The following is a 16,263-nucleotide window of genomic DNA, read 5'->3' as shown; positions in this document are numbered from 1 at the left end:
ACGCGACAGCGATGACTGACAACGGCGCGACCCAGCGACCCGTCCGCGACATCGCGGACATCTACGAACTCTCCCCGATCCAACAGGGCCTGCTCTACGAGCAGCTCGCCCAGCCCGGCCTGGGCATCTACGTGGAACAACTGCGGCTGGAGTTCTCCGGGACGATGCACCCCGAGCACTTCGAGCGGGCCTGGCAACTGGTGGTCGACCGGCATCCGATCCTGCGCAGTTCCTTCCACTGGCGCAAGAACGGCACCGTGATGCAGGTCGTCCACGGCACGGCCCGACTGCCCCTGGAAACGCTGGACTGGCGCGCGCTCGACGACCGGGCGCAGGAGGACCGGTTGGAGGCGTCCCTCGCCGCGGAGCGGGCGGCCGGATTCGACCTGGCCGACGTGCCCTTGATGCGCAGTACGCTGATCCGGCGCGGTGCCGAACGATGGACGTTCTCCTGGCGGTTCTCGCACCTGTTGATGGACGGCTGGTCGTTCACGCTGGCCATCCAGGACTTCATCGACCACTACCGGCTGCTCTGCCGGGGCGGGCGGCCCACCACCTCCCCGGGGCGGCCGTACCGCGACTACCTGTCCTGGTGGCGCGACCGGGACAGCACGGCGGCACGGGAGTTCTGGCGCCGGGAACTGGCGGACTACCGGCCGGTCGAACAGGTGCACCTGGGCGGGACCGAGGTGCCCGCGGGGCAGTCCACCCACGCCCACTTCGAGCAGCTGCTGACCGAGCTGGCCCCCCGGCTGACCACCCTGGCCCGGGCGGAACAGCTGACCCTCGCCACCCTGGCGCAGGGCGCCTGGTTCATCGTGCTGGGCCGCTTCCTCGGCCGCACCGACCTCGCCTGCGGGATCACCATGGCGCACCGGCCCCCCGACCTGGTCGGCTCCACGGACATCCTGGGTCCGATGATCGCCACGCTACCGCTGCGCCGGAAGCTGGACCCCGCGATGGTGCTGCGGTCCTGGCTGCGGGAGTTCGGCAAGCACGTCGTCGAGGCGAGCCAGCACAGCGCCGTGCCCCTGCCCGAGATGCAGTCGTTGCTCGGCCTGGACACCGCGGTGCCGATCCTCCAGAGCAGCGTCTCCTACGAGAACGTGCCGATGCCGGACTTCGACCTCGCCGACGTCGGAGCGGAGATGACCGGGCTGGCCTACGACGGCAGGCCGCACTTCCCGATCACCATGGTGATCATGCCGGGCGACGACATGCCGCTACGGGTCGTCTACGACCGCAGGAGGGTTGCCGACGACGTCGCGAAGCGTTTCGCCGACGAGGTGGTCTCGGTGCTGACGCAGATCATCGAGCGTCCGGAGGTGACCCTGGGGGAGCTGACCTTCCTGAGCACCCCACGGCCCGAGGTCACCCCGCTCGTCCAGCCGGCGGACGCCTGTCTGCACAAGACGTTCCGGCGGCACGCGGCCGCTCGCCCCGACGCGGTCGCCGTGCGCTGCGAGAAGCAGACGCTCACCTACCGCGAGCTGGACGCGTACTCCGACCGCATCGCCGCCGCGCTGACCGAACGCCGTCCGGACGTGACCCGCGTGGGTCTGAGCCTGCCCCGCTCCGTCGATCTGGTCGCGGCCATGATCGGCGTGTTCAAGGCCGGCGCCGCCTACGTCCCCCTGGACCCGGACTACCCGCCGAGCAGGCTGGCCGACATCCTGGCCGACTCCGCCGCGGAACTGGTGCTCACCGACGGCGCGCCGGACGGGCCGCTCCCCACCGGCGACACGGCCGTGGTCACCCTCGCGGACGCGGCCGGGCAGCCGGCCGGCGGCGGACCGCCGGCGGCCACCGACCCCGACGCGGCGGCCTACCTGCTCTACACCTCCGGCTCGACCGGCCGGCCCAAGGGCGTGCCGATCACCCACCGGCATGTGCAGAGCCTGCTGGCCGCGGGCCGTGACGCCTTCGGCTTCACCGCCGAGGACGTGTGGACCTTCGCCCACTCCTTCGCCTTCGACTACTCGGTGTGGGAAATCTGGGGGGCACTGGGCAACGGCGCCGAACTGGTCGTGGTGCCGCGGGAGACCGGACGCGATCCGCGGGCCCTGGCCCACCTGATCGCCGAGGAACGGGTGACGGTGCTCAGCGAGACGCCCTCGCTGTTCGAACACCTGGTGCCCGAGCTGGCCGGCGACACGACGCTGCGGAAGGTGTTCCTCGGCGGCGACCGGCTGGACCCCGCGATCCTGCGGCCCTGGTTCGCCGCGTTCGCCGACCGGGACGTCGAGTTGTACAACCTCTACGGGGTGACCGAGGCCACCGTGGTGTCCACCTACCACCTGGTGCGCCCGGAGGACGTGCGCACCGACCGGCCGATCCCGATCGGTCGCGCACTGCCCAACCAGCGGGTGTACCTGCTCGACGAGCACGACCGCCCGGTCCCGGTGGGCGCCACGGGTCAGCTGTGCGTGGCCGGGCACGCGGTCGCCTCCGGGTACCACGCCCGGGACCCGCTCACCGCACAGCGCTTCGGTGTCGACCCGCTGGTCGGCTCACCCTCCGACCCCGTCCCCCTGTACCGCACCGGCGACCTCGCCACCGGCACCTCGCAGGGCGAGTACCGCTTCCTGGGACGGGCGGACTCGCAGGTCAAGGTGCGCGGGTTCCGCGTCGAACTGGGCGAGGTCGAAGCCGCGCTGCGCGAGGCCCCCGGCACCAGGTCGGCGACGGTGGCCGTCCGCGGCACCGGAGCCGCGAAGCGGATCGTCGGATACGTCGTGCCCGAGGAACCGGATCCGACGCCCGCTGCCGGACCCCGGCTCGCCGAACCGGTGCGGGACTTCGTTCGCGCCCGGCTGCCCGAACACATGGTGCCGGCCGCGGTGTACCTGATCGACCGGATCCCCACCACCCCCGGCGGCAAGGTGGACCTCGCTGCCCTGCCCGCACCGGACGACGGGACGGCAGAGCAGTTCATCGCCCCGAGGACCGAGACCGAACACCTGCTCGCCCGGCTGCTCTCCGAGGTGCTGGAGGTGCCGAAGGTGGGCGCGGGCGACGCCCTGGGCGAGCTGGGCCTGCACTCGATCGGCGCCATGCAGCTGACCGCCCGACTGCGCAGCGAACACGCGCTCGACCTCGCACTGAGCGAACTGCTGGCCGCCCGCACGGTGGCCGAACTGGCGGGCGCGCTGGACGCCGTGCGCCCGGTGACGGCGGGGGAGGCACGGTGAGCGCGGCAGCGCAACGGCCCGCACCGGCGGAGCGCCACGACAGTCCGGAGAACCAGGAGTGGCGGGCGCGGGTCCGGCAGTTCGCCGAGGAGAAGATCGGCCCCCTCTCCGCCAAGATGGACCGGACGGCCAGCCTGGACGCCACGCTCCGCGAGGAACTGTTCGCGGCGGGTCTGATGTCGGTGGAGATCCCGCGCGGCTACGGCGGCACCGGGGGCACCCTCTGCCAGCTGATCCTCACCATCGAGGAGGTGGCCCGGGTGGACCCCGGGATCGCCGTCGGGGTCCACGTCCACAACGTGCTCGTCGCCGGATCGCTGCTGCGGCACGCCACGGGCGACCAGCGCAGGAAGTACCTCCCGCTGCTGGCCACCGGGAAGATCGGGGCCTTCGCCCTGTCCGAGGAGCAGGCCGGCAGCGACGCGTTCGCCCTGACCACGCTCGCCCGGGAGGACGACGGGGGGTACCTGCTCCACGGCCGCAAGCGGTGGACCAGCAATGCGCGCAACGCCGATCTGCTGCTGACCTTCGCCCTCCTCGACGACGGCGGGCCCACCGCGTTCGTGGTGCCCGCCGACGCCCCCGGAGTGTCCGTGGAGAACCGGGTGGAGCAGATGGGGGTGAGGGCGGCGGCCACGTCGGACGTGGTCTTCGACGGCACCCCGGTCCGTGCCGCCCAGCGCATCGGCCCGCCCGGCGGCGGCCAGACGGTGGCCATGGGCGGACTGGACCTGGGACGGCTCGGCATCGCCGCCCAGATGGTCGGCCTCGCCCAGGGGGCGCTGGACGTGGCGGTCGGCTACAGCCGGTCCCGCGTGCAGTTCGGCAACCGCATCGCCGACTACCAGGGCGTCCAGTTCCCGTTGGCCGACGTGGCCAGTCAGCTGGCCGCGGCGCGGGCGTTGTTGTACGAGACGGTCGGCCTCTTCCAACGGGACGCCGACCCGGTCGAGCGGATCCGGGGCACCGCCATGGCGAAGTACACCGCGTCCCAGGTGGCGGAGCGGGCTGCCTCGGTGGCCGTGGAGACCCTGGGCGGCAACGGGTTCACCGACGCCTATCCGGTGGAGCGGTTCTACCGGGACGCCAAGGCGGGGAAGATCTACGAAGGCACGTCCAACGTGCTGCTCCGCACCATCGCTTCGATCATGATCGGGGTGAGCCCGGGTGACTGACCGGCTGCGCCTGCTCTGCTTCTCCTACGCCGGCGGCAACGCCCAGACGTACGTCCGGTGGCGGCGGCCGTTGGGCGAGGGCGTGGAGGTGCGCCCCATGCAGTTGCCCGGCCACGGGGAGCGGATCGGCGAACGGCCCGAGCACCGCTGGGACGCGCTGCTGGACGACGTCCGGACCAGGCTGGCGACCCTGGTGGACCGGCCGATCGCCCTGTTCGGACACAGCCTCGGAGCGCTGCTCGCCTTCGAGAGCGCCCGGATGCTGGTGGCGGAACACGGCGTCCAGCCGGTCAGGTTGCTGGTGTCGGGCCACCGGGCGCCGCAGCTCCCGATGCGCGAGGAGGTACTGCACCACCTGCCGGACACGGAGTTCCTGGCGAAGCTCAGCGAACGCTCGCGCACCTTGCGCGCACTGACCGATCCCGGATTCCGCAAGCTGCTGCTGCCGATCCTGCGGGCCGACTTCACCGCGTCGGAGACCTACGCCTTCACGCCAGGACCCCGGTTGACCTGCCCCGTCACCGCGCTGGGCGGCGAGGAGGACCGGGACGCCGAGCTGGCGGAACTCGCCGGGTGGCACCAGCACACCACCGGCGGCTTCGAGTTGCTCACCTTCCCCGGGGACCACTTCTTCGTCGACGACGCCTGGGAGACGGTGGTCGCCGCGGTCGGTGATCGACTGCGACCGCGCACCGGGGCCGCGGGCGCCGGCCGGCCGCGCGGCTGAACGGAGAACGGCGGGGCCGGCCCGGTCCGTGAGGCACCGGGCCGGCCCCGACCCCGTCAGACCGGTGGCCGGTTCGCGTTCTGCCGGTACTGCTGTTGCTGACACGCGCGCGAACAGTACGTGCGGCGACGACCCCGCGCCGCTTGGGCGACCGGCCCCGCGCAGACGGCGCAGCGACGCGAAGGGGTAGTGCTTTCCTCACGCAAGGGCTTCATTTCGTCACGGGACCGGCGGCCCGCGGTGCGCCGCGGTATCGACCGTGCCGCGGCGACGAGGTCGGGTATCGCGACGAGCCCGCGCGGCGTGTGTTCGACCAACTCGCCGTCGAGATCCGGGCACTGCCCGACGATGTCGTCGTCCGGGCACTGCAACAGGTGCAACAGATAGGCATGAGCGCTCTGGAGCTGCCTGATCTTCTCCTCGGTCAGCCTGGCCTGGCGCTTCACGGCGCTCTGCCACTGCCGGTTCCGGCCACCCGCAGTCACCGCGGACGCCTGTTCGAGCGGCATGGCTCCCACCACGCAGCACAAGTAGGCCAGGCCGATGCGACGGAGTTCGGTCTCGTCGTAGGACCGTCGTCCGTTCACCCGCGGCGGCTCGCGCAGCACTCGTTGGGCCTCCCACCACCGCAGCGTCGACGGGGCGAGGCCGTAGAGGGCTGCTGCCTGGCCGATCGAGACACCAAGTGGATCGCTCATGGGCCCATTTGACATCAAGTTGCCTTGAAGACTCAAGATTGAGGTTAGGCAAGCCTTACTGCACCCCGGGGCGGCGGAGGCGGCACCGGGGGCCGCACACCCGGCCCACCCACCGGCACATCAACCAGGAGAACACCCGCCCATGCTGAGCACCGTCACCCGCCGCCGTGCAGCGCACGCGCTAGCCACGCTCGTCTCGGCCGTGCTCGTCCTCACCGCCTGCGGCTCCGGCAGCTCCGGCGACCAGGGCGAGGAAGCCGCCCGCAGCGGCGGGCCGAGCGAGGTCACCCTCGCCGGCGCCTACGGGAAGACCACCGTTCCCGTCACCGACCGGAAGGTCTGGGCCCTCGACCCGAGGACGGCGACCGAACTCCTCACGATCGGCGTCACCCCCACCCACTCCGGAACGTACTCCTACAAGGGCGACGCGGCCTTCGAAGCACGCCACCGACTGCTGGCCGACGAGGGCGTCGAACTGGTCGCCCCCGACAAGGTCGAACGCATCCTCCAGGCGCAGCCGGCACTCATCATCGGTGAGCAGAGTCCCAGCACCGACGAACTGCTCGACGACCTGAAGAAGATCGCTCCGGTGCTGATCACCCCGGCCTCCACACCGTGGGAGAAGAGCCTGCACCTCCTCGGTCGGGCCACCGGTCACAGCAGTACGGTCAAAGCCGTCATCGACCACCTCGACCGGGAGATCGCCACCACCAAGGGCGACCTCGCCCGAGCGGGCCTGGCCGGCAGGACCGTCTCGCTGATGTCCGCGTGCGGTGACGGAACCTTCTGCGCCTACGGCAGCAGCCGGACCGCCGGCCCGGTCCTGACCGACCTGGGCTTCAAGCGCCCCGCCACGCACGGCCAGAACCGCACCGGCCTGGAGTACGGGTACACCAGCGTGAGCGAGGAGAAACTGGGCGAACTGGTCGCTCCGATCGTCTTCGTCCTCAGCGGATCGGTCCAGTACGGAGCACCCGACCCGCTGGACAACCCGCTGTTCGAGGTCGGCGACTCCACGGTCGGTGCGGTCGACTTCGCCGCCTGGTACGGCTCCGGAGCCTTCGACGTCCCGTGGGTCCTGCGCGACATCCGCGCCGTCCTCCTCGGCGACGGCACCGTCACCGACGAGAAGAGCGGCGTGAAGCTGTTCGACGAGCTCAGGAAGGCCACCGCCTGATGCAGCGCCCACTGGTGCTCAACTACGTGCTCACCTCACAGGGGTTCCCCTGGGAGGCCTGGCGCCACCCCACCATGGACGTCACCCGGGTCAACGACCTCGACTTCCACCTCGAACAAGCGCGCCTCGCCGAGGCGGGCCGCTTCGACGCCCTCTTCGTCGTCGACCACCGTGCGCAGTTCCACACCCCCGACGCCGCGCTCTTCTTCGACCTCGACCCCGTGCAACTCCTGACCGCCATCGCCGCGCACACCGAACACATCGGCCTGATCGCCACCCTCGGCACCAGCTACTGGACGCCCTACGCCGCGGCCCGCCAACTCGCCACCCTCGACCACCTCTCGAAGGGTCGGGCCGGCTGGAACGTCGTCACCTCCGCCTCGGTGCAGGAGGCCCGCAACCACGGCTTCGACGAGGCCGAGGGCCGCGAGATCCGCTACGGCCGGGCCCGGGAGTTCATCGACGCCTGCCTCCAACTCTGGCACTCCTGGGAGCCGGACGCGATCACCGCCGACCGCTCGCGGCTGACCCCGGTGGACACCGAGAAGATCCACGCCGTCAACTTCGCCGGTGAGCACGTACAGGTCGACGGACCACTCGGTACGCCCCGCTCACCGCAGACCGTGCCGCTGATCTGCCAGGCCGGCCCCTCACCCGCCGGCCGCGCACTCGCCGGGGCGTACGCCGACCTCGTCTACGCCGCCTACACCGACCCGCAGGTGGGCCGCGCCTACCGCAAGGACCTCATCGACCGAGCGGTCACGGCCGGCCGCGCAGCCGACGCCCTCAAGGTCGTGCCCCACCTGGTGCCCTTCGTCAAGAGCACCGAAGCCGAAGCCAGGGCCTTCCAACGGGAACTCCTCGACCTCGCGCCCGAGGACGCACCCACCGTCGACTCGCCGAGCATGGTGGTGGGCACACCCGAGCAGATCGCCGACCGGATCGCGGTCGACTTCGCGTCCGGGGCCCACGACGGCATCACCCTCGGCGTGCCCGTCCTGTCCGCCCTCGCCGACTTCGTGGACACGGTGGTGCCGCTCCTCCAGGCCCGCGGCATCCACAAACGCGAGTACGCCCACGGCACCCTGCGGGAGAAACTCGGCCTGCCGTTCACCCTGCCGGTCCAGCGCGAGCGCTGGACCCGGTTCTACCCCGCATGACGCCGACCGGGACGGCCCGCCCCGCCTCCCCGCGCGCCGAACGCCTCTGGCTCGGACTGGCCCTCCTGCTCGCTGCCGTCCCCGTCGTCACGGCGCTCAGCCTGGCCGTCGGCGCGGGCGGACTCCCGCCCGCCGAGGTGCTGGACGTGCTGCTGCGCCCCGACGGCAGCGAGGCCGCCATCATCGTCCACGACCTGCGCGTCCCCCGGACGGCCCTGGCGCTCGCCGTCGGCGCCGCACTCGGGCTCGCCGGGGCGCTGATGCAGGGGCAGACCCGCAACCCGCTGGCGGACCCCGGTCTGCTCGGCATCGAGGCCGGCGCCGCGCTGGCCGTGGTGCTGAGCATCGCGCTGCTCGGCATCGACACCATCGCCGGCTACCTGTGGTTCGGGCTCGCCGGCGCCGGCGCCGCAGCGGTCGCCGTCCTGGCCATCGGCTCCAGCCGCGGCGGACCCGACCCCCTCTCCCTGGTCCTGGCCGGCGCCGCGACGACCGCCCTGCTGATGGCCCTCACCCAGGGCATCGCGGTCCGCGACGCCGACTCCATCCAGGCGTACCGCGTCTGGGGGTCCGGCACGGTCATGGGACGCGGCCTCGACATCTTCTACGCGACACTGCCGCTGCTCCTGCTCGGGCTGCTCCTGGCCGCCGCCAGCGCCCCCGGGCTCAACCTGCTGCAACTCGGCGACGACGTCGCCCGGTCGCTGGGGCAGCACCCGCTGCGACAGAAGGTCCTCGGCATCGCCGCCGTCATGGTCCTCTGCGGTGCGGCCACCGCCGCCTGCGGCCCGATCGGATTCGTCGGCCTCACCGTCCCCCACGCGGCCCGCTACCTGTGCGGGGTCGACTACCGCTGGGTGAGCGCGTACTCGGCCGTGCTCGGCGGACTGCTGCTGACCCTGGCCGACACGATCGGCCGGGTCATCGCCCTGCCGTCGGAGGTCCACGTCGGCATCATGATGGCCCTGCTCGGCGGCCCGGTCTTCGTGCTGATCGTCCGCCGCACCACGCTGGTGCGCATATGAGCAGTCCGCGCCGCCTCGCCAAGACCCCCGTACGCCTGGGAGCCGCCTCCTGGCTGCTGCCGCTGCGGGCCCTGTCCGCCACCCTCGCGGGTCTGGCGCTGCTCGTCCTGCTGGTCACCGTCGACCTGGCGACCGGTGACTTCACCCTCGGCGTGGGCGAGGCGTTCCGGGCTCTGGTCATCGGCGACCACCCCGCCCACGCCCTGCTGGTCAGGGAACTCCGGCTGCCGCAGGCCACCGTGGCCGTGCTGGCCGGCGCCGCCCTGGGACTCTCGGGGGCCCTGACCCAGACGTTCGCCCGCAACCCGCTGGCCAGCCCCGACATCCTCGGCGTCACCCAAGGAGCGTCCCTCGCCGCCGTGCTCGTCATCATCCAGGGGACATCGGCCGGGTACGGCGGCGGACTGGTCGACGGGCCCCTGCAACGCTTCGGCCTCGTCCCTGCGGCCTTCGCCGGCGGCATCGCCGCCGCCGGCCTGCTCTGGCTCCTCGCCCGGCGGCGGGGACTGGACCCGCAACGACTGGTCCTGACGGGCATCGCCGTCAGCTCGGTACTCACCGCCGCCACCCAGTGGCTCCTGGTCCGGGCCAGCATCAACGACGCCGCGAGCGCCCAGGTGTGGCTGTACGGCAACCTCAACGGACGCGGCTGGGACCACGCCGCCCCCGTCGCCGTCGTCCTCGCCGTGATGGTCCCGCTGTCGCTGCTGCTCGGCCGACACCTCAATGCGATCCACCTCGGCCACGACACCGCCCGCGGGCTCGGGGTGCGCCTCCCGACCACCCAACTCCTCACCCTGCTCGCCGCCGTGCTGCTCGCGGCGGCGGCCGTCTCCGCCGTCGGGCCGCTGGGGTTCGTCGCCTTCGTCGTCCCGCAGATCGCCCTCCGGCTGACCGGTGGATCGAGGCCACCGCCCGTCGCTTCGATGGTCTACGGCGCCTGCCTCGTCGTCACCGCCGACCTGATGTGCCGCACGGTCCTCCCCTCCGGCGTCCCTGCGGGGGTCGTCACCGCCTGCGTCGGAGCGCCGTACCTGATCTGGCTCCTCATCCGCACCAACCGGAGGAACGCCGCATGACCACCCCGAGCGTCCACCCGCCCGCCTCGCGGCTCGGGGCCGAGGCCGTGACCGTCGGCTACGGCAGCGACCCGGTCGTCCGGGACCTCACCCTGGACGTGCCCGACGGGATGATCACCACGATCATCGGCCCCAACGGCTGCGGGAAGTCGACCCTGTTGCGCACCATGGCCCGCATGCTCGCGCCCACCGCCGGCCGGGTGCGCCTCGACGGGGAATCCGTGCACGCCACCGCGACCCGAGAGGTGTCGCGGCACCTCTGCCTGCTGCCGCAGCACCCGGTCGCGCCCGAGGGCCTCGTGGTGCGCGACCTGGTCACCCGCGGACGACACCCGCACCAGCGGTGGTTCCGTCAGTGGTCCCCGCAGGACGAGGAGGCCGTGGACCGCGCCCTGGAGCTAACCCACCTGGCCGACCTCCGCGACCGGCGCCTGGACCAGCTCTCCGGAGGCCAGCGACAACGGGCCTGGATCGCCATGACCCTGGCCCAGGACACGGAGATCATGCTGCTCGACGAGCCCACCACCTATCTCGATCTGGCGCACCAGGTGGAAGTGCTCGACCTGGTGCGCCATCTGAACCGGGAGCGCGGTCGCACCGTGGCGATGGTGCTGCACGACCTCAACCTGGCCGCGCAGTACAGCGACCTCGTCGTGGTGATGAAGGACGGTGCGGTCCTGGCCCGCGGAAAGCCGCACGAGGTGTTCACCCCGGGCACGTTGGCCGAGGTCTTCGGACTCCACGCGGACGTACTGACCGATCCGCGCACCGGTCTGCCGATCGTCGTACCGGTGGGTTCCGCCTTCGCCCCCGGGTAGGTGCACCGCCCGCCCCCGGCCGGCGCACCGCTTTCGCCCGTTCACCGGGCCGGTGCGGTCCACCCGTTCACCACGCCGTTCCACCGGGTTCCCGTGCTCCGTTCCTTCTAGGCTCGCTGGCATGGGGCGCGTTCATCCGAGTCCGCGTCGAAGCACCGGTCTCAGCCAGTGGCGGCGACGTTCGTACGCGTTCGCCGTCTGGTACCTGCGCGCGGTCGCGTTCGTCGACCTCCTCAGTGCCGTGTGGATCTCCTTCGGCAACGACATCAGACGGCACGACGACGACGAGTTCTTCACGCCCTACCTGGTCACCCCCGGATTCTTCTCCGGCGCCTTCGTCCTGTTCCTGGCGATCACGATGCGGCGCCGCAAACGGGCCGCATGGATCCTCAACCTCGTGCTGAGCGGACCGGCGCTGGTGCTGAGCGCGGTCGCCCTCGGACTGCCGGAGTACCGCCAGCACGCCCAGAACTGGATCGCGGCCCTGGTGACCGCACTCTTCGTCACCGCCCTGCTCGCCGGCCGGCGCGAGTTCTACGCGAAGGGCGACCGCTCCAATCCGAAACTGGCGACCGCCATCGCGGTGGGCGGGCTGGCCGTGGGGTCGTTGCTCGCCGCCGCCATGGTCACCGTGACCAACACCGACCCCGACCCCGGACGCTCCGACTTCCTGGAGCGCTGGCACTACGGTCTGCTCCGCATGCTCTCCCTCGCCTACGACGACATCCACTTCGAGGGCATCACCACCCCCGGTTGGGCCGAGGTGCTCATCAACCTGATGAGCACGGCGCTGATCCTGCTGGTCCTCTATGCGGCGTTCAGGTCCCGTCGAGCCGTCGACCCGCTCACCGAGGACGACGAGGAGCGCCTGCGCGCCCTGCTGGAGCAGCACGGGGACCGCGACTCCCTCGGCTACTTCTCCTTGCGCCGGGACAAGAGCGTCATCTGGTCGCCGACGCACAAGTCCGCCGTCACCTATCGAGTGGTCGGCGGGGTGTCGCTCGCGTCCGGCGATCCGATCGGCGACCCGGAGGCATGGCCGGGGGCGATCGACCGCTGGCTCGCCCAGGCCCGCGAGCACGGCTGGACCCCGTCCGTCATCGGGGCGAGCGAGGAGGGCGGCACCGTCTACGCCCGGCACGGGCTCAACGCCCTGGAACTGGGCGACGAGGCGATCGTCGACATCGGCGAGTTCACCCTTGAGGGGCGTGCCATGCGCAACGTCCGCCAAGCGCACCACCGGATCGAACGCGCCGGCTACACCGTCGCCGTCGCCCGGCACCAGGGCCTCCCCCCGGACGAGATGGACCGGCTGATCGAACTGGCCGACGACTGGCGCGGCGGGGACACCGAACGCGGCTTCTCCATGGCGCTGGGCAGACTCGGCGACCCCGGGGACGGCCGGTGCGTGATGCTGGTCTGTCGCGACGCCGACGGGCTGCCGCGTGCGCTGCTGAGCTTCGTCCCCTGGGGCACCGACGGGCTCTCCCTGGACCTGATGCGCCGTGATCACGACGCGGACAACGGCCTGTTCGAGTTCATGGTGCTGGAGCTGATCCGGCGCGCCGGTGACCTCGGCATCCGCCAGTTGTCGCTGAACTTCGCGATGTTCCGCGCGGTCTTCGAACGCGGTTCCCGGCTCGGTGCGGGACCGGTGCTGCGGCTGTGGCGCTCGTTGCTGACCTTCTTCTCCCGCTGGTGGCAGATCGAGTCGCTGTACCGCGCCAACGCCAAGTACCGGCCCGTCTGGGAACCCCGGTTCCTGCTCTACGGCCAGAGCACCGACCTGCTGCGGATCGGACTGGCGAGCGCCCGCGCCGAGGGTTTCCTGGAAGCACCCGGACCACCGAAGTGGCTGCACCGCGCGCACCTGGACACCCGCCGTTGAGCCGGGCGGCCTCGTTCGCCCGGCGCGAGTGGGGACCGTTCTCCGCGGCCGTGCGGAACGCGCTGGTCGTCCAGGGGTGGCGGGCGATCCCGCTGACGCTCGTCTCGATGGCCCTCATCGTGCTCTTCGACGCCGTCCAGAACCAGGAGTGGGGCCACGGCTTCGTCCAGGACATCGGGTTCGTCCGTGCGGCGGACCCGGTGTGGCTCGCCCTGCTCCGCACCCCGGCCTCGCTCTTCGTCCCCGCGCTCAGCCTGCCCACGTGGGGTGCGTTGGCACAGGTGCTGCTGGTGTTCGGCACCGCGGAGATCGTCCTGGGCCGACCGCGGACCCTCGTGGTCGCCTACGTCTGCACCCTCGCCGGGACGTTGTACGCGCGGTTCGGGGTCGCCGTCGGTCCCGACGGACCGCTCGGGCTGTCCGCAGCGGACGCGCAGGTCGTCGACACCGGGCCCTCGGCCGCGGTCACGGGACTCGCGATCTGCGTGTGCGTGAGCCTGCGGGCGTGGTTCACCGCGGTGCTGGTGGTGGTGGCGATGGCCGTCGAAGTGGTGGTGAAGACCAACCTGGCGGGCAGAGAGCACTTCGTGGCGATCGTGACGGCGTTGGTGCTCTGCGCACTGGCGGCGCTGCTGCGTCGGCGTGCGCCCGCGGAGGGTGGGCCCGGCGGTGCGGAGCGGTCCGCAGCGCCACCGCCCGGAACCTGAGCCCCGCGGGCGGCCGCCGGGAAGCGGAGCGACCGGTGCCCTGCCCCTGGGACGGGACGCGGCGGTCATCGCCTGGTGCAGCCTCCTCGTGTGCTTCCGGGCACCGTCGGTCCGCCTGCCGGACCGGCGAGTCAGGAGTGCATCGGGTCGGTCGACGTCCGGCCCGGTCGTTGACCCGGGACCGCGGACCGCCCGGTGATCCCGTACGGGTGCGGCCCGCGTGGCCCCGGGCCGTCCCCCCGGCGCTGCGCCGTCCCGTGGCCTACAGTCCGTCCCGTGTCCTTGGGGATGGTGTGCGCACTCGCTTCGGCCTGCTGTTTCGGTACGGCCTCCGTGCTCCAGGCCGTCGCCGCCAGAGCCGTGGAAGCCGGCTCCGGCTCCGGCGTCGACCCCGTGCTGCTGGTGCGTGCGCTGCGCCAGTGGCGATACGTCGCCGGTCTCGCGCTCGACGGCCTCGGGTTCGTCTTCCAGGTCATCGCCCTGCGCTCGATCCCCCTCTACGCGGTGGGCGCCGCGCTCGCCGCCAGCCTCGCCGTCACCGCCGTGGTCGCCGCCGGGCTCCTCAGGACCCGGCTGACCACCGTGGAGTGGGCCGCGGTGGCCACGGTCTGCGGGGGACTGGCGATGATCGCCCTCGCCTCCGGGCCGGCGGGGAACCGCGTCGGACCGGCCGCCCTGCGCTGGTCCCTGCTCGGCGCCGCCCTCGCTGTGCTCCTGGTCGGCGCGTTCGCGGGGCGGTTCCCACCGGGGCCGCGCACGCTGCTGCTGGGGCTCGGTGCGGGCGCGGGCTTCGCAGTGGTGGAGGTCGCGGTCCGGACGATCGACTCCCTCACGGTACCCCGGCTCTTCGCCGACCCGGCCCTCTCTGCGCTGCTGCTCGGTGGGGCGGCGGGGTTCCTCCTGCTCACCTCGGCGTTGCGGGGCGGCTCGGTGACCGTGGCGACGGCGGGCATGGTCGTGGCCGAAACGGCCGGACCCGCCCTGACGGGTGTCCTCTGGTTGGGCGACCGGCCCCGCGAAGGCCTCCAGTGGCTGGCCGTCACGGGTTTCGCGGCGGCGGTGACGGGAGCGTTGGCCCTGGCCCGGTTCGGCGACACGGGGGACGGGCCGGCGCCACGGAAGGGGGCACCCGCGGACGGGTACGGGGCCGCCGGCCGCCGCCGTCAGCCGCCCCAGCGCCAGTAGAGTTCGGGCCGGGGCCGCGTCCCGCAGTCGGCGAGCGTCAGCTCGGGGTCCTGGTGGCTGCGGTCGTTCCAACGGGGGGCGAACCTCCGGTCGTCCTGGAACAGACAGCGGCCCCCGTTCCCGGAGATCCGCCAGGCCGTGCGTTTCCACGTGCTGCTGCTCGGCCACGGCTCCCGGGTCCACCGCTGGTCCGGGCGGCCCGTCCCGCACCGCTGGAGCCCCACGGCCGACGGCAGCACGGTCAGACAGGAACCGGGGGCGAGCCGGGGCCTGACCGTGTCGCCGGGCCCGGTGTCCCACTGCTGCGCGGGGGACCCGTCACAGGCCCGGATGCCGACCGTGCCGGTGTCCCCGGTCCCCGCTGTCGAGTGCAGACACCGCTCCGGGGCCCTTCCGGAAGCGAACGTGGTGCGCCCGACGTCTCCGAGGACCTCCCCGGGGCGCGGCTCGCGGTGGACCTGCTGGTACTGACGGTGGGTCCAGCGGTCCCAGTCCTCGGCCAGCGGGCCCCGGTAGGGCGTGGGCATGGTGCAGTGGCCGGTGCCGCGGCACTCCCGGTTGGCGATGTACCAGCGCACGATCTCGTCCTTCTCCGCCACCTGCGCCGCGTCGAGATTGGCCTTCAACGACGACATCGTGTAGGCGAGGTAGGCGGTGACGGGCACACCGAGCGCGTAGCCCACCCGGCGGAGGTAGCGGCCGCCGATGCCGTGGTCGCTGTGGTCGACCCCGCCGGCGAGGCTGAAGGCGAAGCTGGCGTTGTCGTGGTCGAGGGTGAGGATGCGCTCGGCCCGGCTCAGTCGGACCAGCGCCGTGACCGCCGCCAGCAGCTGCTCCTCCGTGTACGAGCCGCCCCCGCGGAACGCCGCGATGCTCCGCCGGTCGCCCCTGAACAGCCTCAGCAGACTGTTCTCCTGCTCGCCCTGGGGCAGGCCGTCGTGGAGGTCGAGGAACGTGAGGCGCACATCGCTGACGCGTGCCCGGTCGTCCAGCAGATAGGAGCGCACCCGACGGCTCCCGGCCTTCACGTCGGCCCGCTTCCAACGGTTGTCCGCCTCCGCCATCTCGGCGTAGGCGGCCCGGACCCCGAACTCCCGCTGGTCGGCGTAGGCCACCGCCGCGCGGCGGTCCTTCTTCCCCGCGTCCCCCGCCGTCAGGTACACGGTGTCGACCGGGCACCCCGCGCGGATCGTCCGCCGGACCTCGGGATCCACGAAGAACACGTCGTCGTCGGGATGCGCCACCCCCACCAGCGTCCGTCGGCACCCGGGCACCTCGGAAGGAGCGGAGCCGACGGCGGGCGTGTCCGGACCACGAGGAGCGGGCGCCGTCCCCGGTGAGCAGGCCGAGCCGAGCAGGGCGCCGAGGACGAGCAGCCCACAGGCCCACCGCCCCGGCGCCCGGCGAAGGCATTCCGTCCACCACACTGCGGA

The 16,263-nt window shown here is 72.4% G+C and carries 13 protein-coding genes; 11 read left to right on the top strand and 2 right to left on the bottom strand.

Annotated elements, in window-relative coordinates:
- Positions 1-11 precede the first annotated feature (11 nt).
- From ACFYOU_RS29490 to ACFYOU_RS29480, 3 genes are read left to right on the top strand one after another with little or no spacing between them, the layout of a single operon-like run.
- Positions 12-3,191: an amino acid adenylation domain-containing protein gene (locus ACFYOU_RS29490; RefSeq protein ID WP_391309815.1), complete on the top strand. Its 3,180-nt coding sequence runs from the start codon at positions 12-14 to the stop codon at positions 3,189-3,191.
- Positions 3,188-4,366, top strand: a complete 1,179-nt coding sequence (locus ACFYOU_RS29485) for an acyl-CoA dehydrogenase family protein (RefSeq protein ID WP_391309813.1) — start codon at positions 3,188-3,190, stop codon at positions 4,364-4,366. The genes ACFYOU_RS29490 and ACFYOU_RS29485 overlap by 4 nt, the downstream gene beginning before the upstream one ends.
- Positions 4,359-5,093, top strand: a complete 735-nt coding sequence (locus ACFYOU_RS29480; RefSeq protein WP_391309811.1) for an alpha/beta fold hydrolase — start codon at positions 4,359-4,361, stop codon at positions 5,091-5,093. The genes ACFYOU_RS29485 and ACFYOU_RS29480 overlap by 8 nt, the downstream gene beginning before the upstream one ends.
- A gap of 56 nt (positions 5,094-5,149) precedes the next feature.
- Here the strand turns inward: ACFYOU_RS29480 and ACFYOU_RS29475 are convergent, their stop codons facing one another.
- Complete coding sequence (locus ACFYOU_RS29475; RefSeq protein WP_391309809.1) at positions 5,150-5,791, bottom strand: MerR family transcriptional regulator; 642 nt, start codon at positions 5,789-5,791, stop codon at positions 5,150-5,152.
- A 142-nt stretch (positions 5,792-5,933) separates the two neighbouring features.
- Between ACFYOU_RS29475 and ACFYOU_RS29470 the strand changes: the two genes are divergently transcribed.
- The 8 genes from ACFYOU_RS29470 to ACFYOU_RS29435 all read left to right on the top strand — a co-directional run bounded on the left by ACFYOU_RS29470 (position 5,934) and on the right by ACFYOU_RS29435 (position 14,830).
- Positions 5,934-6,968 carry an ABC transporter substrate-binding protein gene (locus tag ACFYOU_RS29470; protein WP_391309807.1) on the top strand — a complete coding sequence of 345 codons (1,035 nt, stop codon included), beginning with the start codon at positions 5,934-5,936 and terminating at the stop codon, positions 6,966-6,968.
- Complete coding sequence (locus ACFYOU_RS29465; RefSeq protein WP_391309806.1) at positions 6,968-8,128, top strand: NtaA/DmoA family FMN-dependent monooxygenase; 1,161 nt, start codon at positions 6,968-6,970, stop codon at positions 8,126-8,128. The genes ACFYOU_RS29470 and ACFYOU_RS29465 overlap by 1 nt, the downstream gene beginning before the upstream one ends.
- Positions 8,125-9,153 carry an iron chelate uptake ABC transporter family permease subunit gene (locus ACFYOU_RS29460; RefSeq protein WP_391309804.1) on the top strand — a complete coding sequence of 343 codons (1,029 nt, stop codon included), beginning with the start codon at positions 8,125-8,127 and terminating at the stop codon, positions 9,151-9,153. The genes ACFYOU_RS29465 and ACFYOU_RS29460 overlap by 4 nt, the downstream gene beginning before the upstream one ends.
- Positions 9,150-10,232, top strand: coding sequence for an iron chelate uptake ABC transporter family permease subunit (locus tag ACFYOU_RS29455; RefSeq protein ID WP_391309802.1), 1,083 nt, complete (start codon positions 9,150-9,152; stop codon positions 10,230-10,232). The genes ACFYOU_RS29460 and ACFYOU_RS29455 overlap by 4 nt, the downstream gene beginning before the upstream one ends.
- On the top strand, positions 10,229-11,050 hold the full coding sequence (locus ACFYOU_RS29450; protein ID WP_391309800.1) for an ATP-binding cassette domain-containing protein: 822 nt from the start codon (positions 10,229-10,231) through the stop codon (positions 11,048-11,050). Before ACFYOU_RS29455 ends, ACFYOU_RS29450 begins: the two co-directional genes overlap by 4 nt.
- A 121-nt stretch (positions 11,051-11,171) precedes the next feature.
- Positions 11,172-12,938 carry a phosphatidylglycerol lysyltransferase domain-containing protein gene (locus ACFYOU_RS29445; protein ID WP_391309798.1) on the top strand — a complete coding sequence of 589 codons (1,767 nt, stop codon included), beginning with the start codon at positions 11,172-11,174 and terminating at the stop codon, positions 12,936-12,938.
- Positions 12,935-13,645 carry a hypothetical protein gene (locus ACFYOU_RS29440; RefSeq protein ID WP_391309796.1) on the top strand — a complete coding sequence of 237 codons (711 nt, stop codon included), beginning with the start codon at positions 12,935-12,937 and terminating at the stop codon, positions 13,643-13,645. The genes ACFYOU_RS29445 and ACFYOU_RS29440 overlap by 4 nt, the downstream gene beginning before the upstream one ends.
- 288 nt (positions 13,646-13,933) lie before the next feature.
- Positions 13,934-14,830, top strand: a complete 897-nt coding sequence (locus ACFYOU_RS29435; protein WP_391309970.1) for a hypothetical protein — start codon at positions 13,934-13,936, stop codon at positions 14,828-14,830.
- Here ACFYOU_RS29435 and ACFYOU_RS29430 read toward each other — a convergent pair.
- Positions 14,809-16,074 carry a PIG-L family deacetylase gene (locus ACFYOU_RS29430; RefSeq protein ID WP_391309795.1) on the bottom strand — a complete coding sequence of 422 codons (1,266 nt, stop codon included), beginning with the start codon at positions 16,072-16,074 and terminating at the stop codon, positions 14,809-14,811. The two genes, ACFYOU_RS29435 and ACFYOU_RS29430, sit on opposite strands and share 22 nt — an antisense overlap.
- Positions 16,075-16,263: the final 189 nt, after the last annotated feature.

Origin of the sequence: Streptomyces sp. NPDC005955 (genome assembly GCF_042871255.1) — a bacterium.
Classification (GTDB): domain Bacteria; phylum Actinomycetota; class Actinomycetes; order Streptomycetales; family Streptomycetaceae; genus Streptomyces.
This window is presented reverse-complemented; position numbering and strand designations above follow the sequence as displayed.

What these genes read in the sequence shown, in the direction of transcription:
- ACFYOU_RS29460 (WP_391309804.1), top strand. Translation starts at nt 8,125, where the DNA reads ATGACGCCGACCGGGACGGCCCGCCCCGCCTCCCCGCGCGCCGAACGC.
- ACFYOU_RS29475 (WP_391309809.1), bottom strand. Translation starts at nt 5,791, where the DNA reads ATGAGCGATCCACTTGGTGTCTCGATCGGCCAGGCAGCAGCCCTCTAC.
- ACFYOU_RS29435 (WP_391309970.1), top strand. Translation starts at nt 13,934, where the DNA reads ATGGTGTGCGCACTCGCTTCGGCCTGCTGTTTCGGTACGGCCTCCGTG.
- ACFYOU_RS29455 (WP_391309802.1), top strand. Translation starts at nt 9,150, where the DNA reads ATGAGCAGTCCGCGCCGCCTCGCCAAGACCCCCGTACGCCTGGGAGCC.
- ACFYOU_RS29465 (WP_391309806.1), top strand. Translation starts at nt 6,968, where the DNA reads ATGCAGCGCCCACTGGTGCTCAACTACGTGCTCACCTCACAGGGGTTC.
- ACFYOU_RS29450 (WP_391309800.1), top strand. Translation starts at nt 10,229, where the DNA reads ATGACCACCCCGAGCGTCCACCCGCCCGCCTCGCGGCTCGGGGCCGAG.
- ACFYOU_RS29470 (WP_391309807.1), top strand. Translation starts at nt 5,934, where the DNA reads ATGCTGAGCACCGTCACCCGCCGCCGTGCAGCGCACGCGCTAGCCACG.
- ACFYOU_RS29490 (WP_391309815.1), top strand. Translation starts at nt 12, where the DNA reads ATGACTGACAACGGCGCGACCCAGCGACCCGTCCGCGACATCGCGGAC.
- ACFYOU_RS29445 (WP_391309798.1), top strand. Translation starts at nt 11,172, where the DNA reads ATGGGGCGCGTTCATCCGAGTCCGCGTCGAAGCACCGGTCTCAGCCAG.